The organism is Kitasatospora sp. NPDC001175, from assembly GCF_053598215.1.
In genome coordinates this window covers 118,920-141,023 of sequence record NZ_JBSFJU010000007.1, presented here as the reverse complement: position 1 = coordinate 141,023, position 22,104 = coordinate 118,920, and the positions used below count along the sequence as shown (strand labels likewise).

The window sequence follows — 22,104 nt, the reverse complement described above, 5'->3', positions numbered from 1 at the left end:
CTCGTCCGTCTCCTCGCTGTCCGGGCAGGATCACTGAGTTGGCAGGATCACTGTGCGGGGTGGCTGTGCAGTGCAAGATCCACGGACACGGTACTCGGGCGTGCGTCCCGGTGCGGCCGCTTCCCGCGGTCGCCTGGCCCGCCGGCATCGCGGGCATGACGGTGCGCCCCGTCCGGCCGGAGCCGGGCGCCGTGCGGGGCCGTCAGCGGGCCGGGTCGGGGACGGTGAACTCGTACCCGGCGTCGATCAGGCGGGGGAGGTAGGTGCGGAGGGCGGCGACGGTCTCCGAGCGGTCGGCGGGGCCGCCGACCTCGGTCTGGCCCGGATCGAGCAGCGCACCGTCGTGGTTGAGCACGATCGCCTCGGTCCTGACCGCGCCGAGCACCCCGTCGACGATGGCCTGGGCGCCCGGCCTGGACCAGTCCCTGGGGTCGACCGACCAGGCCACCGGGTGCATCCCGAGGGACGCGCTGACGGCCATCGCGGTGCCGGTGAAGTTGCCGTAGGGCGCCCGGAACAGGATCGGGGGAGCGCCTCGGCCGACCCGGGTGATGATGTCGCCGGTGCGTTCGATCTCCTCCCGGACCTTGGCCGGGTCCAGGGCCCGGAGGTCGGGATGGGACCAGGTGTGGTTACCCACCAGGTGCCCGGCCGCGAGCACCTGGCGCAGCACCTCCGGGTGCCGCTCGATATTGGTGCCGATCATGAAGAACGTCGCGGTGACGTTGTACTGGTGCAGGATGGAGAGCACCTGCGGGGTGTAGGTGGGGCTCGGTCCGTCGTCGAAGGTCAGGGCCACCGCCATGTCGCCGGCGTGGACGTGGTGCTCGGGCTCCTTCGCCGTGGCGACCGGGTGGACGGCGGGGGCCGAGGGATCCGGCGTGGCCCTGGTGCTCGGACCGCTCTTCGCCACCGGGCCGGCCGAGGCGGCACCCGTGGCCGGAGCGGGGGTCTGGGAACCGGCGCGGTCCTCGGCCGCTCCGCAGGCGGCGAGCAGGGTCATTCCACCGGCCACCAGCAGCAGGCGTCTTGGCACGTGATCCTGACGATCGTTCATCGCCGCAGTATCAAGCGCCCCGTCACGGAAGTCCGTTCGACCCGCCCCGGCCGTCCGTGCCGTCAACCACCTGGCGCAGCACCGCCACAGGGCGGAGACCACCTGCGACCTCGGCGCGGTCACCGGGATCCGGGCACGGTCCCCCGTGCCCGGATCCCGCCGTGCTACGGGACGACCCGGCCGGTGACCTCGCCGAAGCCGATGCGGGTGCCGTCGGGGCCCGGAGCGGTGGCCGTGATGGTGACCTCGTCACCGTCCTCCAGGAAGGTGCGGGTGGTGCCGTCCGGGAGCTTGACCGGGTTCTCGCCGTTCCAGGTGAGCTCGATCAGGGCGCCCCGGCTGTCGACCTCGGGGCCACTGACGGTGCCGGAGGCGAACAGGTCGCCGGGCCGCAGCGAGGCGCCGTTGACCGTCAGGTGGGCGAGCTGCTGCGCCGCCGTCCAGTACATCGTGGCGAACGGCGGCCGGGAGATCAGGTGCCCGTTCAGCCGTACCTCCAGGGCGAGGTCCAGGCCCCAGGGCTCGGCCTCCCGGTCGTCCAGGTACGGGAGCGGTTCGACGTCGCGGGCCGGCGGCGCCACCCTGGCGTGCTCCAGGGCGTCGAGCGGTACCACCCACGGCGAGAGCGAAGTGGCGAAGGACTTGCCGAGGAACGGGCCGAGCGGCACGTACTCCCAGGCCTGGATGTCCCGCGCGGACCAGTCGTTCACCAGCACCACGCCGAAGACGTGCTCGCGGAACGCCTCCAGCGGGACGGACCGGCCCAGTTCGGTGCCGGCGCCGACCACGAAGCCGACCTCGGCCTCGATGTCCAGCCGCCGGGACGGCCCGAACGACGGCAGCGGGTCGGCGGGCGCCTTGCGCTGGCCGTGCGGCCGGACCACCGGCGTGCCGGAGACCACCACCGTGCCCGCACGGCCGTGGTAACCGATCGGCAGGTGCTTCCAGTTGGGGGTGAGCGGCTCGGAACCCGGGCGGAAGATCCGGCCGAGGTTGCTCGCGTGGTGCTCGGAGGCGTAGAAGTCGACGTAGTCGGCGACCTCGAACGGCAGGTGCAGTTCGACCCCGTCGCGCTCCAGCAGGCAGGGGCTTAGCGCGGAGCGGTAGGACTCGTCGCCGAGCCAGCGGGTCAGTGCGGCACGGACCTGGGTCCAGACCGGACGGCCCGCCGCCAGCAGCGGGTTGAGCGAGTCGGCGTCCAGCAGCACCGACGGCTCGCCCACGGCGCGGGCGGCGGCACCCAGGTCCAGTACGAACTCGCCGATGGCGACGCCGATCCGGCGCCGGCCCGGCTGGTCGGGCGCCGTGAAGACGCCGTACGGCAGGTTGGCCGGGCCGAACGGCGAGTCCTGCGGCACGGCGAGCCAGGTGGTGGTCAACGGTTCTCCAAAGGGGTTTCCAGCAGGCCGAGTTCGGCCAGGTCCGCGAGCGGCTCGACGATACTGCAGGTGCCGAAGGCGGTGAACGAACCGCGGATCCGGGCGATCTGAACAGCCGTCAGATCAGTGGCGGCGGAGGCGAGTGCCTTGCCCGAACGTTCCGCGAGCAGCTCGCCGGCCCGCTCCGGCTCCCCGGCCGCCAGCAGCACGTTCAGGAAGCCGTGGTGCTCGAAGCCGGTGGCCGGATCGGTGTGCCGGACGGCGTTGTGCAGCCCCGCCGTGCACTTGTACGGCAGCCCTCGCTCGGCGCAGCCGGTGACGAAGGCCGCCAGCTCGGCCTCGGTGGGGAACGCCTCGGAGCTCAGCCCGCCGGTGCGGAACTTCGCCCGGTACGGCGTCCCGGCCAGCGCGTCCAGCGACCGCGCCAGGCCGCCGCCGTCGCGCGGGATCTCGACCGCCGCCGTGACCCCCTCGGGCAGTTGCCCGTCGAGAGCGGCCACCACCTCCCGGACGGGTGTGGTCGCCGCCACCTCGACCGACACCAGGTCCACCTCCGAGGGGCGGGCCGCCAGGGCCGGCCCGAGCTGGGCGACCCCGCTGGGCAGCACCAGTACGACCGGTACCCCGGACAGGTCCAGCGCGGTCAACTCGGCCAGCCGGCCCGCTCCGCAGAGGAACGGGCCGACCGCCTCGGCGTACCACGCGGCCCGGTGCGCCCGGTGGGCGGGCACCGCCTCGGGCAGCGGCATGTCCCCCGGCGGGAAGACCGCCGCGTCGTCGAACAGCCCCCGGAACAGCGCGGGAACGGCGGTCACCGGGCCGGCCCCCGTCCGCCCGACCAGGTCCAGGCGTAGCCCGGGTCCTCGCTCGCGGTGGCGCCCTCGCCGAGCTCCAGCGGGCGGAAGGTGTCCACCATCACCGCGAGTTCGTCGAAGAACTCCGCGCCGATGCTGCGCTCGTACGCGCCCGGCTGCGGTCCGTGGGTGTGCCCGCCGGGGTGCAGCGAGATCGAGCCCTGCCCTATCCCCGAGCCCTTGCGGGCCTCGTAGTCGCCGCCGCAGTAGAACATGACCTCGTCGCTGTCCACGTTGGAGTGGTAGTACGGCACCGGGATGGACAACGGGTGGTAGTCCACCTTGCGCGGTACGAAGTTGCAGATCACGAAGTTGTTGCCCTCGAAGACCTGGTGGGCCGGCGGCGGCTGGTGGATCCGCCCGGTGATCGGCTCGTAGTCGCCGATGTTGAACGCGTACGGGTAGAGGCAGCCGTCCCAGCCCACCACGTCGAACGGGTGGTGCGGCAGCACGTACCGGGTGCCGCCCACCCCGTTCGGGCCGCGGTGCTTGACCAGCACCTCCACGTCCGTCCCCTCGACCAGCAGCGGGCCGACGGGACCGCGCAGGTCGCGCTCGCAGTACGGCGCGTGCTCGAGGAGCTGGCCGTACTTGGAGAGGAAGCGCCGGGCCGGGGTGATGTGGCTGTTGGCCTCGATGCAGTACGCCCGCAGCGGGCCGTCGCCCGTCGGCACCCAGCGGTGGGTGGTGGCCCGAGGGATGATCACGTAGTCGCCCTGGCCGACCTTCAGCGAGCCGAAGACCGTCTCCACCGTGGCCGTGCCCGACTCCACGTAGACGCACTCGTCGCCCAGCCCGTTGCGGTAGAGCGCGCTCGGCGCACCGGCGGCCACGTACCCGATCCGCACGTCGCCGTTGCCGAGGACCAGGCGGCGCCCGGTGACGGCGTCGGTGTTCTTCCACTCCTCGCCCGGGAACAGTTCGTGCAGCTTCAGGTGCCGGGGTTTGAGCGGCAGGTTCGGGGTGGTGGCGAGGTCGGGCAGCTCCCACGGGACGGCGTCCACCATCGCCGAGGGGATGCCCTTGTGGTAGAGCAGCGAGGAGTCCGAGAAGAACCCCTCCTCGCCCATCAGCTCCTCGTAGTACAGCCCGCCGTCGGGGGTGCGGTGCTGGGTGTGCCGCTTGCGCGGGATGTTGCCCAGCTGCCGGTAGTGCGCCATGGTCGGATCTCCCTCGGGTGCCGCGGCTCAGAGGTTGCCGCGCTTGTCCTGCTCACGCTCCAGGGACTCGAAGAGCGCCTTGAAGTTGCCCTTCCCGAAGCCCAACGATCCATGCCGCTCGATGAACTCGAAGAACACCGTCGGCCGGTCGCCCTGCGGCTTGGTGAAGATCTGCAGCAGGTAGCCGTCCTCGTCGCGGTCGACCAGGATGTGGCGCTTCTTGAGCTCCTCGACCGGGACCCGCACCTTGCCGATCCGGGTGCGCAGCTCCGGGTCGTCGTAGTAGGAGTCGGGGGTGGCGAGGAACTCCACGCCGTTGGCGCGCAGCACGTCCACCGTGGTCAGGATGTCGTTGGTGGCGAGCGCCAGGTGCTGGCAGCCGGGGCCGCCGTAGAACTCCAGGTACTCGTCGATCTGCGACTTCTTCTTGGCGATGGCGGGCTCGTTCAGCGGGAACTTCACCCGGTGGTTGCCGCTGGCGACCACCTTGCTCATCAGGGCGGAGTACTCGGTGGCGATGTCGTCGCCGACGAACTCGGCCATGTTCACGAAGCCCATGACCCGGTTGTAGAAGGCGACCCACTCGTCCATCCTGCCGAGTTCGACGTTGCCGACCGCGTGGTCCAGCGCCTGGAACAGCCGACGGGGGGCGCCCTCGGGACGGGTCACCTTGGTCTCGGCGGCGACGTAGCCCGGCAGGTAGGGGCCGTGGTACTGGGAGCGGTCGACCAGGGTGTGCCGGGTCTCGCCGTAGGTGGCGATGGCGGCGCGCCGGACGGTGCCGTGCTCGTCGGAGACGTTGTTCGGCTCCTCCAGGATCTTCGCGCCCTGGGCCCGGGCGTGCTCGATGCACTTGTCGACGTCCGGCACCTCCAGCGCCAGGTCGACCACGCCGTCGCCGTGCCGGCGGTGGTGGTCCAGCAGCGGGCTGTCCGGGGCGACGCCGCCCTCGATCACGAAGCGGCACGAGCCGGAGCGCAGCACGAACGACTTGCGGTCCCGGCGGCCGGTCTCCGGGCCCGAGTAGGCGACCAGGTCCATGCCGAAGACGGCCTGGTAGTAGTGGGCCGTCTGGGTGGCGTTGCCGACCACGAAGACGATCGCGTCCTGCGCGATGACCGGGAACGGGTCGCCGGCCGAGTCGTGCTCGACCAGCCCCACCAGGCGGCGCAGCTGCTCCGCGTCGAGGCCTGCGTCCAGTTCCTCGGGAGTGAGTTCAACGGCGTTGGCGGTCATCGGTGTTCCTCCACGTTGAGGCTTCCGCAGGTCAGGGGGAGTGGGTGCCTGCGGTTGTGCGCAGAGCTTGCTCCCGCCCGGGCCGGTGGGCAACAGTGGGATTTCCGGCTGATCAATCTGTGCAAGATGAGTAGGGGATCGCGGTTCTCACTGGGCAGATTGCCTAGTGAATCGGCTGAGCCTTGCCCTCCGCTACCGGCGTGCGATATCGGCTCCCCGGCCCGTTTCCACGGTACGGCGGCGGGCGGGGGAGTGCTCTCGGTCATCGGGGCCGGGACTGGAGCCGGCGGGGTCGCCGGGATTCTGAGGAACCTCATAGGGTGCGGGCCTGGCTCGATGTGGTGAGGCACCGTCAGAATTGAGCGCAGCACGTCAAGCGATGCCGCTGGCTGCAGGCGAGCGGTACGTCACGCAGTGCGTTCATACGCGCCGGTACCGGAGTGGGCCGCTGCCGGGTCCGTCCGATGCCCGTGCCGGTCGTCCGGTCGGCCGCCGACCGAGGAGAACTCGATGTCCTTCGATCCCCGCGCCCTGGCCGACCGTGCCAGGCCGTACACCCTGGCGCTGTTCCGCGTCGTCATCGCCCTGCTCTTCACCTGCCACGGCGCCGCGAGCCTTTTCGGAGTGCTGGGCGGTGCGCACGGCAGGGCCGTCCCGGTCGGCCAGTGGCCGGGTTGGTGGGCCGCGTTGATCCAGCTGGTCGGCGGGGTGCTGGTGCTGCTGGGGCTGGGTACCCGGTCCGCGGCGCTGCTCTGCTCGGGTTCCATGGCGTACGCCTACTTCAGCGTGCACCAGGAGCATGCGTTGTGGCCGATCGAGAACGGCGGTGAACCGGCGGCGCTGTTCTGCTGGGCCTTCCTGGCCATCGCCGTGACCGGCCCCGGCAGCCTCGCCGTGGACCACCTCCGCCCGCACCCGGCCGGGCGCCCGGCGGGAGCCGCCGTGCCGGTGGACTGAGCGGGCAACGAGCGCGGCCGGTCCCCGGGGCCTGCGGTGATTCGGGGACCGGCCGTGGGCCTCCGGGCGCGGTTACGACCGCGTCCGGCTACGGCTGCATCTCGTAGGTGCCGCTGAGCGCGGCGACCGTCTGCCAGATCCGCTCGGCGCGCTCGGGGTCCGCGACCGGACGGCGGACGTGGGCGAGCGCCCAGGCGGCCTGCGCCTCGGTGGTGGAGCTCTTGCCGTGCAGCTCGGTGGCGTGGGCGGAGAAGTCGCGGACCAGGAAGTCGAAGATGCCGTCGAGCAGGTCGTCGTCGACCCCGGTCAACTCGGCCTGCTCCAGCACCAGGTGGCCGTAGACCACCAGTGCGAACAGCTGGCCGATCTCCAGCAGGAAGTCCAGGTCCTGCTGCTGGGCGGCGTCCGGCGCGTGGGTGGCGAGCAGCGTGCACAGGCCGTCCGCCTGCTCGCGGAAGCGGGCGACGTTCGGGATGTGCGCGTGCGCGTCGTAGGCGGTGCGCCAGTCGTGGAAGCGGATCGCGCCCAGGCCGCGGGCCGGGCCCTGCTGGAACAGGAAGGTGTCGTCGGCGGCGTCCAGCCGGGTCGGCACCGCCGGGTACTCGGCCGGGTTGAACAGGTAGTTGGCCATGAACTTGAGGATCAGGGCCAGGTTGACGTGGACGGTGCCCTCGAGCTTCGGCAGGCCCCGGATGTCGCGGGCGGCCTTGTCGAAGTAGGTGTCCGCCTCGAAGCCCTTGGCCGCGATGACGTCCCACATCAGGTCGATGACCTTCTCGCCCTCGGTGGTGACCTTCATCTTGGTCATCGGGTTGAACAGCAGGTACCTGCGGTCCTCGGCCGAGGCGGAACGGAAGTAGTCCACCGCGCGGTCGCTGAACAGCTTCATCGCCACCAGGCGGGTGTACGCGTCGGTCAACTCCCGGCGCACGTGCGGGAACTCGGTGACCTTCCGGCCGTACAGCACGCGGTTGTGGGCGTGGGTCACGGCCTCGTACATCGCGTGCTCGCAGATGCCGATGGAGGCCGTGCACAGGTTGAACTTGCCGACGTTGACGGTGTTCAGGGCGGCGTCGAAGGCGGCCTTGCCGGTGTGCAGGACGTCCTCGGCCCGCACCGGGTAGTTCTCCAGGCGGAACTCGCTGACGTACATCTGCGCGTTCACCACGTTCTTGACCAGGTGGTACGCCTCGTGCCGGCTGTCGGCGGCGAAGAAGACGTACCCCTGGGGTCCCTCCACGTCCGAGCGGCGGCCGAAGACCGAGACCAGGCCGGCCACGTTGCCGTTGCCGATGTAGTACTTGGAACCGGTCGCGGTGAAGCCGCCCTCGCCGTCCGGGGTGAGGATCATGTCGGTCGAGTAGATGTCGGCGCCGTGGGTGCGCTCGGAGAGACCGAAGGCCATCACGTGACCCTCCGACAGAAGCTTCGCCGCACGCGCGCGGACGGCCTCGTTCTCGCTCTGCCAGACCGGTCCCAGGCCCAGGATGGTGACCTGCCAGGTGTACCAGTAGCCCAGGCCGTAGAAGCCCAGGATCTCGTTCAGCTCCGCGATCCGAGCAGTGTCCCAGCGCTTGGTGCCGTCCGCCGAGGACGGCGTCAGGAACTCCGCGAACAGCCCCTCCTTGGCGGCGAACTCGAGGAAGTCCCCGTACCAGGCGCGGTCGATGTAGGTGTCGATCAGCGCCTTCTTGCCGCGCGACTCGAACCAGTCCACGGTCGCGCGCAGCAGGCGGCGGGTGGTGTCGTCGAACTGCGCGGGGTCGTACGTGCGCGGGTTGAACAGCATGGTGTGAGTCCCTGGGAGTCGAGGGTTCAGTCGGTGTGGCGGTGCAGGCGGTGCAGGGTGGCGAGGACGTCGTCCAGCCAGGCGAGGGTCATCCGCTCGTACTCGATGCCGCCGCGCAGCACCACGTGCTGGAGCTGCTGCTGGGCGTCGAGCGCGGACGGGTCGGGGAAGTCCCGCTGCTCGCCGGTCAGATAGCGGGCCAGCAGGGCCGCATGGCTCTCCCGGTGCCGCTCGACCTCGGGGATCAGTTCCCCCGGGTCCTCGAAGGCGGCCGCACGGATCTTCACGGCCAGCTCGTGGCGGACGGTCTCCGGCTCCACCGGCTCGCGCAGCCAGGCGCCGAGCGCCGAGCGGCCGGGAGCGGCGACCGAGTAGACCTTCTTGTCCGGCCGGGCGTCCTGGGCCACCGCCTCCACGGCGACCCAGCCGTCCGTCTCCATCCGCCGCAGTACCCGGTAGATCTGCTGATGGGTGGCGGTCCAGAAGCGCCCGATCGAGCGGTCGAAGCGCCTGGCCAGCTCATAGCCCGAGCCGGGCTGCTCCAGCAGCGAGACGAGGATCGCGTGCTCCAGTGCCATGCCCGCATCCTTCTATGCAACGAGTTGCATAGGCAATGGTGCCCAGCCCCGGTGAGACGCAGCTCACGAATCACGCCGTTGTCGGGCCGCTCGGACCTTCGCTCGGAAAGGCGGGTCAGGAGGCGCGTGGGGGCGCCGATCCTTGATGGCCAGGGCGCTGCGGGTGGCCCCGAAGATGGATCCGGTCGGGTGGTAAATCGGGACAAACTGTTATTCCTGCCACAAAATGGATAGTGGCCAGGCGGATCGGCCGTGGCCCAGAGCTAGGAGGTGGTCCCGGTGTCAACTCAGCTGCCGATGGGGATGGAGCACCATCCGGACATCCTGGAGTTGCATGAGCAGTCCGAAAGAGTCGTGGCAACACCGAAAGCGCAGAGCATCGAGGCGCTGGCGACTCTGGCCGGTCTGTTCCTGGCGGTGTCACCGTGGGTGGTCGGGTTCACCCCCCTGCACGCACTCACCATCAACAACCTGGTGCTCGGTCTCGCCTTCGCGGTGCTGATTTCGGGCTTCGGCTCGGCCTACGAGCGGACCCACGCCCGGGCCTGGGCCGCCGCGGTGATCGGTGTCTGGACGATCATCGCTCCCTGGTCGATGGCTGGCCACGAAGCGATCATGCGGTCGATTCTCGCCAACGTGATCACTGGCGCAGTGATGCTCTGCCTCGCGCTCGCGGCCATCGCCGGCGCGCGGGCCCTGGGCGGCTTGAAGGCCGGACGTCAGCACGGCCGCACGGCCGCTCCGCGGGTGCCCAGGAGCGAGAGCCGGTGACGGCACCGGGGCAGCGCAACGCGCAAGTGCGGGCCGGTCGCCTCGGTGGCCGGCCCGCACGCCGTTCACACCCCGGGCGCGCCGGTCAAGGGCGGGTCATCCGCAGCACGTCCAGCGCCTCGTCCAGTTGAGCCTCGGTCAGTCGGCCGTCCGCCAGGTAGCCGCGTTCCACCACCACCTGCCGGATGGTCTTGCGCTCGGCCAGTGCCTGCTTGGCCACCTTGGCGGCCTCCTCGTAGCCGATGTAGCGGTTCAGCGGGGTCACCACGGAGGGTGAGGACTCGGCGTACTCGCGGGCCCGTTCGACGTTGGCGGTGATGCCGTCCACCGCCCGGTCGGCCAGCAGCCGGGCGCTGTTGGCCAGCAGCCGGATCGACTCCAGCAGGTTGCGGGCGATCACCGGGAGCATCACGTTCAGCTCGAAGTTGCCGCTGGCGCCCGCGACGGTGACCGTCCCGTCGTTGCCGATCACCTGGGCCGCGACCATCAGCACCACCTCGGGCAGCACGGGGTTGACCTTCCCCGGCATGATCGAGGAACCCGGCTGGAGATCCGGCAGGTTGATCTCGCCCAGGCCCGTCCGCGGGCCGGAACCCATCCAGCGCAGATCGTTGGCGATCTTCGTGAAGCCGACCGCGATGGTGCGCAGCTGGCCGCTCAGCTCCACCAGGCCGTCCCGGGCGCCCTGGGCCTCGAAGTGGTTGCGCGCCTCGGTCAGCGGCAGCCCGGTGGCCCGGGCGACCTCGGCGATCACGGCGGCGGAGAACCCGGGCGGGGTGTTGATGCCGGTGCCGACGGCCGTCCCGCCCAGTGGCAGCTCGGCCACCCGGGGCAGGGTCGCGGCCAGCCGTTCGATCCCGTACCGCACCTGCGCCGCGTAGCCGCCGAACTCCTGGCCCAGGGTGACCGGGGTGGCGTCCATCAGGTGGGTGCGGCCCGACTTGACCACCTCGGCGAACTCGGCGGACTTGCGCTCCAGCGCCGCCGCGAGCTGCTCCAGGGCCGGGATCAGGTCGCCGGCGACGGCCGCCGTCGCGGCGATGTGGATCGAGGAGGGGAAGACGTCGTTGGAGGACTGGCTGGCGTTGACGTGGTCGTTGGGGTGCACCGGGTGGCCCAGGCGATCGCCGGCCAGGGTGGCGATCACCTCGTTGGCGTTCATGTTGGAGGACGTACCGGAACCGGTCTGGAACACGTCGACCGGGAACTGGTCGTCCCACCGCCCCGCGGCGACCTCGCAGGCCGCCTCCTGGATCGCCTTCGCCGTCGGCAGGTCCAGCACACCGAGCTCGGCGTTGACCTTGGCGGCGGCCGCCTTGATCAGCGCCAGGGCCTCGATATGGGCGCGCTCCAGGCGCTGGCCGGACACCGGGAAGTTCTCCACCGCCCGCTGTGTCTGCGCCTGCCACTTCGCCGCGGCCGGGACCCGGACCTCGCCCATCGAGTCGTGCTCGACGCGGTACTCCTGCTCGCCACCCATGGTGGGACACCTCCCTGATTGCCGGCTCTGATCATGAGAGCCTCCGGGCGGGCCGAGGTATTTCCGCATGGCCGGTCGTGCCGCGGCGGACCCCCGCCGCGGGCCGCCACGGGGCCGACTACCGCCCGGCCAGCTCGGCGATCCGGGCCTGGTCCGCCTCGTCGGCCTCGTAGGTGACGAGCTTGTGCTCCGGATCGTCGGCGAGCTGGAGCACCACATGGCGGAACTCGATCTCGCCGAGAACGGGGTGGCGCAGCCGCTTGGTGCCGGAACCCAGCGGTACCACCCGGTGCTGCGGCCACCACTCCCGCACCTCGGGGCTGGCCGCCCGCAGCCGCTCCAGCAGCCCGGTGAAGCCGGGATCGCCCGGATGCCGGGCCGAGGCCGTGCGGAACCGGCCCAGCAGTGCGGAGGCCACGGCCTCCCAGTCGACCAGGATCTCCCGGGCGGCGGGGTCGGTGAACATCCACCAGAGCATGTTGCGCTCCTGCGGCGGCCGGGTGGGCCAGTCGGTCCACAGCGCCCGGGCGGCCCGGTTGGACGCCAGCACGTCCCAGTACCGTCCGGTCACATAGGCCGGACAGGGGTCGAGCCGGTCGACCAGCGAGACGACGGCGGGTGAGAGCGCCTCGACCACGCCGGCCGGGCCGGCCGGTGGGGCACCGTGGATGAGCTCGTGGGCGTGGGCGCGCTCGGCCGGGTTCAGTCGCAGCGCCCGGGCGAGCGCGTCGAGGACCTGGCGCGACGGACGCAGCTCGCGGCCCTGCTCAAGGAAGGTGTAGTAGGTCGCCGAGATCGCCGCGAGCTGGGCGACCTCCTCCCGGCGCAGGCCCCGGGTGCGGCGCCGGGACCCGGCCGGCAGGCCGACGTCGGCGGGTTGGAGCCGCTCGCGCCGGGATCGGAGCAGATCCCCCAACTCCCGCGCCCGGATAGCGGAATAGGACATCCTGGCACTTCCGTTACTAGGAAAAACACCATCTGGATACCAGTCTAGGCAGTGCCTACCGTGGTGTTCATGAACACACGAAGCCTCGGGCCGGAAGGCCTCACCGTCTCCGCGATCGGCCTCGGATGCATGGGCCTGTCCCAGGGCTACGGCGCGGCCGATGACGCGGAGTCGATCGCCGCGGTGCACCACGCCATCGATCTCGGTGTCAACTTCCTCGACACCGCACAGAGTTACGGCAGCGGGCACAACGAGCAGCTGCTGGGCCGGGCGCTCGCCGGGCGGCGGGAGAAGGTGGTGCTGGCCACCAAGTTCGGGATCGTCCGCGGCGAGGACGGCGTACGGGTCGACGCCCGGCCGGAGAACGTCCGCGGGTACTGCGAGGCGTCGCTGGCCCGGCTCGGGGTCGACCACATCGACCTGTACTACCAGCACCGGATCGATCCGCAGGTGCCGATCGAGGAGACCGTCGGCGCCATGGCGGAGCTGGTCGCGGAGGGCAAGGTCCGCCACCTGGGGCTGTCCGAGGCGAGCCCCGAGGAGCTGGAGCGGGCGGCGGCCACCCACCCGATCAGCGCGGCCCAGTACGAGTGGTCGGTGTGGTGGCGCGACATCGAGGACGACGTGCTGCCCACCGCGCGCCGGCTGGGCATCGGCCTGGTCCCGTACAGTCCGCTCGGCCGGGGCTTCCTGGCGGGGGCCGTCAGCCCCGACTCCCTTCAACCCGGCGACTTCCGGCTCGCCGACCCGCGCTTCCAGGGCGGCAGCCTGGAGCACAACCGGGCGATGTCCGTCGAGGTCGGCCGGCTCGCCGCGGAGCGCGAGGTGACGCCCGCTCAGCTCGTCCTCGCCTGGCTGTTGGCGCAGGGCAGCGACGTGGTGCCGATCCCCGGGACGAGGCGGGCCGCCCGGATCACCGAGAACGCCGCCGCCGCGGACCTCGTGCTGTCCGCCTCCGACCTGGACCGCCTGGAGAAGGCCGTCCCCCGGTCGGCCTGGTCGGGCGACCGCCAGTCCTTCGCGGCCTACCGCACCACCCGGAGCTGAGACCCGGCCTGCTCCCCCGGTCGCCCGGACCCGCTCCGGGCCCGCATGGCCGTGACGTGAGGCGGAGCGGGCCCCCGGGGTGCAGCATGGCGGCATGACCGAGACAACCGATCCGGCGGCCCGCTACGAGGAGATCGCCGAGGAACTGGCGTCGCTCGGAGCCACCCGCTCCCAGATGTTCGGCATGCCCTGCCTGAAGGACGCCGACGGCAAGGCCTTCGCCGGTCTCCACCGGAGTGAGCTGGTCTGCCGCTTGGGCCACGGCACTCCCGCGCAGGCCGAGGCGCTGCACCTGCCGGGGGCGCATTTCTTCGATCCGACGGGTGGCCGGCCGATGCGGGACTGGGTGTGCATCCCGGTCGCCTTGGCCGGCCACTGGGACAACTTCGCCGAAGCGGCCCTCGGCGCCCGGCGTTGAGCGCGCCGGGAGCGCCGTCGGCCGTCCGGGTGCCCGAACATCCTCACTGTCAGCCGTGGTACTTGGCGACGATCTTCGTGAACGCGTACGGCGACTGACCGATCCCGCTGCACGAGTCCCCGGCGGAGCCGCCCGGGGCACAGGCGCGGTCGCGGTTGACCGCCCAGAAGGTGAACCGGGCCAGGTGGTGGGCGGTCGCGTAGTTGTAGATGGTGGTGAAGTCCCCGGTGGAGACGGTCTCGTCGGCCTCGTCCGTCCTCCCGTTCATCGACGAGATCCCGATGTGCCGGTAGGCGGTCGCGGAGTCGTACCCGTACGCGCTCGCCACGGCCTTCTGCAGTCCGTCGGCCGCCGTCGTGGTGACCGCGCCCATCGAGCCGCTGTGGTGGCCGAAGTCGAAGGGCATGATGGTCCAGCCGTCCACCGCGAGCTTGGCGGCTGCGCCCTTCCGGATCAGGTCGAGCCCGGCGGGGTCCGGGCCGGTCGGGGTGGTGCCGAAGGTGACGTACTCCTTGATGCCGGCGTTCTTCGCCTTGACCGTCTTCAGCGCGTCGATCACCCGCTGGCGGACGGTGGCGTTCGCGACCTCGGTGTTCTCGATGTCGATGTCGATCGCCTTGAGCCGGTAGGCGTCGATGACCTTCTGGTAGGCGGCCGCCAGGGCGCCCGCCGAACCGCACTTCTCGCCCAGCTTGTTGCCGTTCCAGCCGCCGAAGGAGGCCACCACGTCGCCCCCGGCGGAGCGGATGCCGTTGATGGCGCTCTGGTCGCCGCCGCCGGTGAGCGCGCGGGTGCCGTCCCACTTGGGGTTGCAGCCGCCGTCGCTGAGCATGAAGGCCAGCGTGAACTGCTTGGCGCCGGTCGCCGCCATCACGTCGGCCGGCTTCTGCGGGCTGCCCCAACCCAGGTACTCGTAAGGGGCGTTGAGGCCGATCGGGTCGGTGGCCGCAGGGGTCGCCGCCTGGCCGGTCGGGGCGAGGGCGAGGGTGCCGCCGGCCAGTGCGGCCGCGATCGCCAGGGTGAGGAGCGGGCGGAGTGGAGTGCGCGAGCGCATGGGTCACCATCCGGGAGTCCGTCGAGCCTGTCGGTTGCGCATTAGGAAGGTTTCCTAACAGTGCAAGGAAGCGAAGCAGTTGGCCGTGACCGCGTCAAGAGCCCGTACCGGAACGGGTGGTGGCGGGATCGGGGGTGTGGGCAGCGTCTCGTACCCTCCTCGCGCGCCCGTGCGCGATACTCGTCGCCGTGGCCCACCCAGCCGCGCCCCCGCACCGTCCCGAGGAGCCCGAATGGCAACGACCCCTGCCCGCCTGGACCCGGCCGACCTGCTCTCCGTCGGCGAGCTGCTGACCGACGAGGAGCGGCTGGTCCGGGACACGGTACGGAAGTTCGCCGACGAGCGGATCCGGCCGTACGTGGGCGACTGGTTCGAGCGCGGCGTCTTCCCTGCGCGCGAACTCGCCCCGGAACTGGGCGAGCTGGGCGTGCTCGGAATGCACCTGGACGGCTACGGCTGCACCGGCTCCTCCGCGGTCGCCTACGGCGTCGCCTGCATGGAACTGGAAGCCGCCGATTCGGGGCTGCGCAGCTTCGTCTCCGTCCAGGGCTCGCTCGCCATGCGTTCCATCCACGCCTTCGGCTCCGAGGAGCAGAAGCAGCAGTGGCTGCCGGAACTGGCCGCCGGACGCGCGATCGGCTGCTTCGCCCTCACCGAACCGGACTTCGGCTCCGACCCGGTCAACATGCGGACCAGGGCCCGCCGCAAGGGCGGTGACTGGGTGCTCTCGGGCAGCAAGATGTGGATCACCAACGGCAGCATCTCGGACATCGCCGTGGTCTGGGCACAGACCGAGGAGGGCGTCCGGGGCTTCCTGGTCCCGAAGGGCACCCCCGGGTTCACGGCCCGCGATGTGCACGGCAAGCTCTCGCTGCGCGCCTCGGTGACCAGCGAACTGGTGCTGGACGAGGTCGTGTTGCCCGCCGACGCGGTGCTCCCGGGCGTGCAGGGGCTGCGCGGCCCGCTCTCTTCGCTGAACGAGGCCCGGTACGGCATCCTCTGGGGCACCGTCGGCGCGGCCCGCGACTGCTACACCACCGCACTGGACTACGCGAAGAGCCGGATCCAGTTCGAGCGCCCGATCGCGGCCTTCCAACTCACCCAGCAGAAGCTGGTGGAGATGATGCTGGAGGTCGAGAAGGCGTACCTGGTCGCGGTCCGGATCGGACGCCTCAAGGACGCCGGGCAGTGCCGGCCCGCACACATCAGCTTCGGCAAGCTCAACAACGTCCGCACCGCCCTGGAGATCGCCCGCAGCGCCCGCACCATCCTGGGCGCCAACGGCATCACAGTGGAGTACCCGGTGCTCCGGCACGCCAACAACCTGGAGTCCGTACTCACCTACGAGGGCACCTCCGAGATCCACACCCTGGTGCTCGGCGAGGCGATCACCGGCGAGGCGGCCTACCGCTGACGCGGGTCAGCATCAAAACCGCTGGGCACGGTCGAGTTCCTGCCGGTACGGTCGGCGCCTTGCCGAAGCCGTACCGGCGGTCGGCGCCGCAACCGAACGGAGCACCCGACCATGACCGCGCCGAAGACCACCACGCTCTGGCGGCCCACCGGCCCCGAGGAACTGGCGCTCGTCGCGGCCTCCGGGTGGCGCGCCTGGCCGCCCAGGCTGCCGGACCAGCCCATCTTCTACCCGGTACTCAACGAGGACTACGCCGTTCGCATCGCACGCGACTGGAACGTCCCGGCGTCGGGCGTCGGTTACGTCACCAGGTTCAACGTCGAGAGCGACTTCCTCGCCCGCTACCCCGTCCAGCAGGCGGGCGGGCGGACCATCCTGGAGCTCTGGGTGCCGGCGGAGGAACTCGCCGAGTTCAACCGCCACATCGTCGGCCCGATCGAGGTCGTCCACGAGTTCCGGCCCGCCGACTGAGAACGCAGTGCCGGTCGGTCTAACTTCGTTGCGACTGGTCAGCCGGTTCGCCCCGGTCTCACCGCAGCCGCTCTCTGCGCGTTCGGACCGGTTCGGGCCGGGTGTTGCGTCCGGCCCGAACCGGTCGTGGACCCGATGGGGGTGTCAGCCCACGCGGCGCGCGTTCCAGGTCAGTTCACGCTGGAAGCCGTGGCGCCAGCCACGCGTGTGGACCGCGTCGGTGCGGGGGATGCTCCACCCGTCCGGGGACTTGGCGTCGACGTTCTGTCCGCTGTCCCAGAAGGACCGCAGTGCGGAAGCCCCCCAGTCCTTCTGTCCACCCCAGGACCACAGCTGGCCGTTCGGGCCGATGGGCGAGGCGTCCTGGTCTTCCATCACCACGGCGCCCTCGTTGCCACCGGTGTAGGACATGTACTGATCCTTGGCGGCGTTGTACAGGGAAAACTGGGAGGAGGGGCCCAGCCTCTTCCACAAGCAGTAGGGGCTGTTCGGTCGCTGGGCTTGAGCCAGACCGATTCGTCGGTGGCACTGGCGCACAGCACATAGCCGGGGAACGCGCCGCTTTCGATCACCACGCTGGACCCGGCGGCCGAGGCCGAGGTCGCCGGCATCGCGGCGAGGAGGACCGTGGCGATGCCGGCCGTGGCGAGAGCGCCCCGGAGACCGCGTCGGCCGCAAGCAGCCTATTTGGATCGTGCCATGCGGAGATCACCCTTCCTCAAGATGGTTGACGGTCTGTCACATACGCTCACCGCGGACGTGGCTCCGCTGGGGAAGCCGCGGCCCCTGCGCGGCAAGCGACGAGAACCGCAGCGGAATCCCATCGCTTGACCGCGTACATCGGAACATCGAGCCGGACGCGGACACCAGGAAGAAGAACGGGACGGATTACCGGAAGACCGACCGGAAGAACTGCACGGCGGGCTTGACCGCAGTCGGCCCGATCCCAAGGGGGAGTCACATATCTCGAGGGGGCGGCAGATGCGCGTTCGGGCAACCATCCGGCGAACGCTTTCCCGAACTTCTCTTTTCGGGCGGCCGCCGGTTGACCTGCCGTTGCGATGTTCAGTCGCAGGCATTGAACCGTCCGCGGAGTGCGGGAACGGAGTGCCGTCGGCGGTCCGTCATCCCTTGGTCAGGGACGGAGTCGGTGATCGGCGGCCGATCGGGGGGTTGTCCCAGCGGTGGGTACGCCCAAAGGTGGAGGGCGGTCGGTACCTGATGCCGATCGTCGCGGGCGTCGGCGGCGGTCAGGATGGAGTGGTAGGGGCAGACGGGAACGAGAACCGAGGTTCGTCATCATGGGTTTCGCGGGGAAGGCCTTCGTGGGCGTCATCGCCGCCGGAGGTGTGGCGGTCGGGGCCGTCATGCTGGTGCCCAAGACCGGTGAACTGCGGGAGAGCATGCATCGCCAGGAGGCCGCGTACCCCACCGGAAGTGCGGCGAAGGCCGACCGCAAGTCGATGCCCGCCTGGCTGCCGGACGGCGCGACCAGGGTCTCCTACCTGATGTCCACCACCGGCGGGGACCGCCTGCTGAAGGCCTCGCTGCCCGACGGGAAGCTGCCCGCGGGCTGCAGTGAGGGAACCCCCCAGGGGGCGGTGCACCTCAAGGCGTCCTGGTTCCCCGGCGACATACCCGCCAGGGCGACGGCTCGTTGCGGTCTCTACAACGTGGCCCTGGTCGGCCATGAGCTGTACGGCTGGCAGGACGACGAGGTCGTCATCGCGGCCCGCAAGGCGGGACAGACCGCCGACTGACCCTTGAATTATGTGACGTTCACTCAAGTAGACTGGAGTACGAACAGTCCGACATCTCATTGCTGCGGTTAGGGGCGTACCCGTCCCACCGCAGAGGAGCCCCATGCCAGGCCCGACCTTGGGCGCCACCGGTGACCAGTCGTCCGACGCCTCCGGGGCCGCCACCAGCGAGACCGCGCCCACCGACCCGCTGGGTGGGGCGCCGAGCCGGGGTGCCGTGGTCGTCCTCGGTGGGCTGGCCGCGTTGGGGCCGCTCACCACCGACCTCTATCTGCCCGCGCTGCCCGCGCTCACCTCCGACCTCGGTTCCACCGCGGCCACCGCGCAACTCACCCTCACCGGCTCGATGTTCGGTATGGCAGCGGGCCAGCTGCTGTTCGGGCCGCTCAGCGACCGGCTCGGCCGGCGGCCTCCGCTGTTGGTCGGCATGGCCATCTACACCCTGGCCACCGTGGTCTGTGCACTGGCCGGTTCGGTACCGCTGCTGATCGCCGGACGGGCCCTGCAGGGACTCGGCGGGGCCGCCGGTCTGGTGATCGCCAGGGCCGTCGCCCGCGACCGGTACGAGGGGGTGGCGATGATCCGCTTCATGGCCACCCTCGGAGTGGTATCCGGTCTCGCCCCGATCCTGGCTCCCGTCCTCGGCGCCCAGCTGCTGCACCTCACCAACTGGCGCGGCACCTTCGTCGCCCTCGCCCTGGTCGGCGCGCTGCTCACCCTCGGTTCCGCGCTGGCGCTGCGCGAGTCGCTGCCGCCCGAGCGCCGCCACACCGACGGCATCGGCAGCACTGTCCGTGCCATCGGCGGACTGCTGGGCGACCGGCACTTCCTCGGCTACCTGCTCACCAGCACCTTCGCCTTCGGCGCGCTCTTCGTCTACGTCAGCGGTTCCTCCTCGGTGCTGCAGGGCGAGTACGCCATCTCGCCGCAGATGTACAGCCTGGTCTTCGCCACCAACTCCGTTGCGGTGGTGGGCTCCACCCAGCTGAACGGCCGACTGCTGGTACGGAAGCTGCCGGCGCCCACCCTGATGCTGCTCGGGCTCTGCGGTGCCGGGACGGCGGGCGCGGCGATCGTCCTCACCACCGGCGTCTGGAACCTGGGCCTGCCCGGGGTGTGGCCCGCGCTCTTCCTGTTGATGGCCAGCATGGGCATCCTGGTGCCCAACTCCAACGCCCAGGCGCTGACCATGGCCCCGCACGCGGCGGGCTCGGCCTCCGCGCTGATCGGCACCGGCACCTTCCTGTGTGCCGCCGTCGTCGCTCCGCTCAGCAGCGCCGGCGGCCGGCCCTCGGCGCTGCTGCTCGGCGTGGTGGTCCTGGGCTGCGCGGTGCTCGCCACCGTCTGCTACGTCACGCTCTGCAGTCCGTGGCGGAAGAAGGAACCGGCGTAGCGTCAGCGGGACTTCCCGCGCGCCGGCAGCTGCCTGCGCCGCCGGGTCTCCTGCTCGTGCCGGTCGGCGAGCGCCGCCCAGTTCGGTTCGCCGCCGTGCCCGACGAGTTGCTCACCCGCCGGCTGCCCCCACCGGTACGGGCCCTGCGTCCCCTGGTCCATACCGCGGGATCCTAGAGCACTCGTCCAGTTGTGCGACCGGAGGTGGAGCGGTCCCGGAGTTGCGGGGAGCCGCGCGACTCCCCGGCTCCGAGAGACTGTTTCCCGGCGCGCTTGTGCGATCGAGAACTCGAAGGGCTGCTCCAGTAGGGCCCTTACGCGATCGAGAAGTCGTCTCCGTAGACGCTGCCCTGGCCGTACCAGCCGTGCAGGTAGACGGTGACCGTACCGGTGGAGCCGGTGGTGAACGGGACGGTCAGCCTGGTCCAGCCGCTCGCCGAGGCCCAGGTGCCGGCGGTGGCGTCGCCGCTGACGCCGAGGTAGGCGTAGTCGCCCTGGACCCAACCGGTCAGCGTGTACTTGGTGTTGGGGGACAGCGTGACGGTCTGGTCGCACTCGCCGGTCTGGTTCGGGCCGGCCGCCGCCGAGAGCGCGTAGCTGCCGGAGTGCACCGGGGCGGTGACCGCCGCGCCGCCGCTCTGGCAGGTCCACGGGCTGAGGCTGCCACTCTCCAGGTCGCCGTTGGCCAGGGCCTTGGCCCCGCCGCTGGAGCCGGTCACGGTCAGCGTGTAGGTGACGCTGTGGGTGCTGGAGGCCTCGCTGCCGGTGACGGTGAGCGGATAGGTCCCGGGCGCCACCGCCGAGGTGGTGGCGATGTCGAGTGTGGCGCCGTCCCCGGCGTTCACCGGGCTCGGGCTGACGCTGGCGGTGACCCCGGCGGGCGCGCCGCTCACGCCGAGGGTGACGGACTGCGCCGAGCCGGCCGTGACGGCGGTGGTGACGCTGCTGCGCAGGCTGCCGCCCGGCGTGACCGAACCGGCGGCGGGGGACAGCCCCACCGAGAAGTCGTCGGTCACCGGGCCGGTGCCGCCACCGCTGAACGGCGCGAAGACATGGGTGAAGTCCCAGGTGTTCTGGCTGATCCCGGAGCAGCTGTCGCTGCCGGCGGTGCCGACGCAGCCGCCGTTGTCGCGCTGCAGCGCCCAGAACGAGAGGGTGTTGATGCCCTTGGCGGTGGCCCAGTCGTAGACGTTGGCGGCGTCGGCGGTGGTGAAGGTCTCGGCCGCGCCGAAGTCGTCGATGCCCGGCATGGCGGTGACCCCGATCGACCCCCACAGCTGTGCGGCCGTCCGACCCGGGTAGAGCTTGGCCAGCTGGTTGTAGAGTCCGGTCGCCGCGCTCCGGGTGTCGTTGCCCATGTCGTGCGAGGCGTTGTCGTAGTAGTCGAACGTCATGATGTTGACGACGTCGATCCGCGCGTTGTTCTGCACCGCGTTGCGCAGCACGTTCAGCCCGCTGGCGGCCAGTCCACCGGTGGTGGTCGGCACGGTGTAGGAGAACTGGATGCTGCGGCCGTTGGAGGCGGCCCAGTCCTCGACCAGTTTGACCGCCTTGTTGCGGCGGTCGATCCCGGCGGTGTCGGTCAGCGAGTTGTCCTCGATGTCGAGGTCGATCCGGCTGACGCCGTAGGCGGTGATGACGGACTCGAAGGCGCCGGCGACGGCGTTCACGTCGGTGCAGCTGTCAGCGATCTCGGTGCCGGTGTTGTCGGCCGTGTAGCCGCCGAAGGACGGGATCACGTCTCCGCCGGCCGCCCTGATGGCGGCGATGTCGGCGCCGAACTGAGCCGAGGCGATGGGCATCGAGGTGTCGCCGTTCCAGTACGGGATGCAACTGCCCTTGCCGGCGGCCTGGATGAACGCCATGGTCAGGTACTTGGCGCCGGACTGGCTCGCCAGCTTCGCCGGGCTGTCCCCGGTCCACGCCTCGAAGTACGGGGCGAAGACGTGCTGCGGCAGCGGGGTGGCGGCCGGGGTGGCCGCGTGGGCGGCGGTACCGCCCGCGACGGTCAGCCCGACCGCGGCGGCCAGGCCGGCACAGGCGGCCACCAGTGCACGGATGGATCTGTTCAGGCGCATGGATGCTCCAACAGACGTGAAGGTGATGACCGTTCGCCCGGATGTGGGCACGACGGTGCCTGACGCGGGTGCAGGGGTGGTGCGGCGTGCGGAAGGAGCGCACGGCCGGCCGGTGTTCACACCCCCACAGTGCATCCCGGTCGGAACTACATCGCCTATGTTTGGTCTGGACCACTCGGCTGTCAAGGCACCTGACACCCGGTCGACACCTGGTCCCGGAGAACGGCGAGGCCCCGCACCTCGGGAATCGGAGGTGCGGGGCC

21 protein-coding genes are annotated in these 22,104 nt (G+C 70.9%); 8 read left to right on the top strand and 13 right to left on the bottom strand.

Annotation, left to right across the window (positions count from 1 at the left end):
* Window positions 1-202: 202 nt before the first annotated feature.
* The 5 genes from ACWDAK_RS07960 to hppD all read right to left on the bottom strand — a co-directional run bounded on the left by ACWDAK_RS07960 (window position 203) and on the right by hppD (window position 5,614).
* The gene (locus ACWDAK_RS07960; protein WP_344637067.1) at window positions 203-1,057 is read right to left on the bottom strand and encodes a polysaccharide deacetylase family protein; all 855 of its coding nucleotides are present in this window, start codon (window positions 1,055-1,057) and stop codon (window positions 203-205) included.
* A 164-nt stretch (window positions 1,058-1,221) separates the two neighbouring features.
* Window positions 1,222-2,436 carry a fumarylacetoacetase gene (gene fahA, locus ACWDAK_RS07955; RefSeq protein WP_344637066.1) on the bottom strand — a complete coding sequence of 405 codons (1,215 nt, stop codon included), beginning with the start codon at window positions 2,434-2,436 and terminating at the stop codon, window positions 1,222-1,224.
* Window positions 2,433-3,251, bottom strand: coding sequence for a hypothetical protein (locus ACWDAK_RS07950; RefSeq protein WP_344637065.1), 819 nt, complete (start codon window positions 3,249-3,251; stop codon window positions 2,433-2,435). The genes fahA and ACWDAK_RS07950 overlap by 4 nt, the downstream gene beginning before the upstream one ends.
* Window positions 3,248-4,450 carry a homogentisate 1,2-dioxygenase gene (locus ACWDAK_RS07945; protein ID WP_344637064.1) on the bottom strand — a complete coding sequence of 401 codons (1,203 nt, stop codon included), beginning with the start codon at window positions 4,448-4,450 and terminating at the stop codon, window positions 3,248-3,250. Before ACWDAK_RS07945 ends, ACWDAK_RS07950 begins: the two co-directional genes overlap by 4 nt.
* 27 nt (window positions 4,451-4,477) lie before the next feature.
* The gene (hppD, locus tag ACWDAK_RS07940) at window positions 4,478-5,614 is read right to left on the bottom strand and encodes a 4-hydroxyphenylpyruvate dioxygenase (protein WP_427393271.1); all 1,137 of its coding nucleotides are present in this window, start codon (window positions 5,612-5,614) and stop codon (window positions 4,478-4,480) included.
* 582 nt (window positions 5,615-6,196) lie between these two features.
* On the opposite strand from hppD, the gene ACWDAK_RS07935 reads away from it, so the two are divergent.
* Entirely contained in the window at window positions 6,197-6,643 is a 447-nt protein-coding gene (locus tag ACWDAK_RS07935) for a DoxX family protein (RefSeq protein ID WP_427393229.1), read from the top strand.
* Between the two features lie 88 nt (window positions 6,644-6,731).
* Here the strand turns inward: ACWDAK_RS07935 and ACWDAK_RS07930 are convergent, their stop codons facing one another.
* Together ACWDAK_RS07930 and ACWDAK_RS07925 are read right to left on the bottom strand one after the other, a co-directional pair.
* Window positions 6,732-8,432 (bottom strand): acyl-CoA dehydrogenase, encoded by a 1,701-nt coding sequence (locus tag ACWDAK_RS07930; protein ID WP_344637061.1) that lies wholly within the window; start codon window positions 8,430-8,432, stop codon window positions 6,732-6,734.
* Between the two features lie 26 nt (window positions 8,433-8,458).
* Window positions 8,459-9,010: a PadR family transcriptional regulator gene (locus ACWDAK_RS07925; RefSeq protein WP_344637060.1), complete on the bottom strand. Its 552-nt coding sequence runs from the start codon at window positions 9,008-9,010 to the stop codon at window positions 8,459-8,461.
* Window positions 9,011-9,289: 279 nt separating this feature from the next.
* Here ACWDAK_RS07925 and ACWDAK_RS07920 point away from each other — a divergent pair, with 279 nt between their 5' ends.
* On the top strand, window positions 9,290-9,781 hold the full coding sequence (locus ACWDAK_RS07920; RefSeq protein ID WP_344637059.1) for an SPW repeat protein: 492 nt from the start codon (window positions 9,290-9,292) through the stop codon (window positions 9,779-9,781).
* Window positions 9,782-9,866: 85 nt separating this feature from the next.
* Here ACWDAK_RS07920 and ACWDAK_RS07915 read toward each other — a convergent pair whose 3' ends face one another.
* Both ACWDAK_RS07915 and ACWDAK_RS07910 read right to left on the bottom strand, forming a co-directional pair.
* Complete coding sequence (locus ACWDAK_RS07915; protein WP_344637058.1) at window positions 9,867-11,261, bottom strand: class II fumarate hydratase; 1,395 nt, start codon at window positions 11,259-11,261, stop codon at window positions 9,867-9,869.
* A 118-nt stretch (window positions 11,262-11,379) separates the two neighbouring features.
* The gene (locus ACWDAK_RS07910; protein ID WP_344637057.1) at window positions 11,380-12,207 is read right to left on the bottom strand and encodes a helix-turn-helix transcriptional regulator; all 828 of its coding nucleotides are present in this window, start codon (window positions 12,205-12,207) and stop codon (window positions 11,380-11,382) included.
* A 60-nt stretch (window positions 12,208-12,267) separates the two neighbouring features.
* Between ACWDAK_RS07910 and ACWDAK_RS07905 the strand changes: the two genes are divergently transcribed.
* The gene (locus ACWDAK_RS07905) at window positions 12,268-13,254 is read left to right on the top strand and encodes an aldo/keto reductase (RefSeq protein WP_344637056.1); all 987 of its coding nucleotides are present in this window, start codon (window positions 12,268-12,270) and stop codon (window positions 13,252-13,254) included.
* Between the two features lie 94 nt (window positions 13,255-13,348).
* Entirely contained in the window at window positions 13,349-13,672 is a 324-nt protein-coding gene (locus ACWDAK_RS07900) for a hypothetical protein (protein WP_344637055.1), read from the top strand.
* A 49-nt stretch (window positions 13,673-13,721) separates the two neighbouring features.
* On the opposite strand, the gene ACWDAK_RS07895 is transcribed toward ACWDAK_RS07900, so the two are convergent.
* Complete coding sequence (locus ACWDAK_RS07895) at window positions 13,722-14,726, bottom strand: chitinase (RefSeq protein ID WP_344637054.1); 1,005 nt, start codon at window positions 14,724-14,726, stop codon at window positions 13,722-13,724.
* 232 nt (window positions 14,727-14,958) lie between these two features.
* On the opposite strand from ACWDAK_RS07895, the gene ACWDAK_RS07890 reads away from it, so the two are divergent.
* Together ACWDAK_RS07890 and ACWDAK_RS07885 are read left to right on the top strand one after the other, a co-directional pair.
* Window positions 14,959-16,140, top strand: coding sequence for an acyl-CoA dehydrogenase family protein (locus ACWDAK_RS07890; protein ID WP_344637053.1), 1,182 nt, complete (start codon window positions 14,959-14,961; stop codon window positions 16,138-16,140).
* 111 nt (window positions 16,141-16,251) lie between these two features.
* Entirely contained in the window at window positions 16,252-16,611 is a 360-nt protein-coding gene (locus ACWDAK_RS07885; RefSeq protein WP_344637052.1) for a hypothetical protein, read from the top strand.
* A gap of 144 nt (window positions 16,612-16,755) precedes the next feature.
* Here the strand turns inward: ACWDAK_RS07885 and ACWDAK_RS07880 are convergent, their stop codons facing one another.
* Entirely contained in the window at window positions 16,756-17,022 is a 267-nt protein-coding gene (locus ACWDAK_RS07880) for a hypothetical protein (RefSeq protein ID WP_427393230.1), read from the bottom strand.
* An 890-nt stretch (window positions 17,023-17,912) separates the two neighbouring features.
* Here ACWDAK_RS07880 and ACWDAK_RS07875 point away from each other — a divergent pair.
* Both ACWDAK_RS07875 and ACWDAK_RS07870 read left to right on the top strand, forming a co-directional pair.
* Window positions 17,913-18,371 (top strand): hypothetical protein, encoded by a 459-nt coding sequence (locus ACWDAK_RS07875; RefSeq protein WP_344637050.1) that lies wholly within the window; start codon window positions 17,913-17,915, stop codon window positions 18,369-18,371.
* A 103-nt stretch (window positions 18,372-18,474) separates the two neighbouring features.
* Window positions 18,475-19,764, top strand: coding sequence for a multidrug effflux MFS transporter (locus tag ACWDAK_RS07870; protein WP_427393231.1), 1,290 nt, complete (start codon window positions 18,475-18,477; stop codon window positions 19,762-19,764).
* 2 nt (window positions 19,765-19,766) lie between these two features.
* Here ACWDAK_RS07870 and ACWDAK_RS07865 read toward each other — a convergent pair whose 3' ends face one another.
* Window positions 19,767-19,925 (bottom strand): hypothetical protein, encoded by a 159-nt coding sequence (locus tag ACWDAK_RS07865; RefSeq protein WP_344637048.1) that lies wholly within the window; start codon window positions 19,923-19,925, stop codon window positions 19,767-19,769.
* A gap of 152 nt (window positions 19,926-20,077) precedes the next feature.
* A complete protein-coding gene (locus tag ACWDAK_RS07860) occupies window positions 20,078-21,841 on the bottom strand; it encodes a glycosyl hydrolase family 18 protein (RefSeq protein ID WP_427393232.1) in 1,764 nt (587 codons plus the stop codon).
* Window positions 21,842-22,104: the final 263 nt, after the last annotated feature.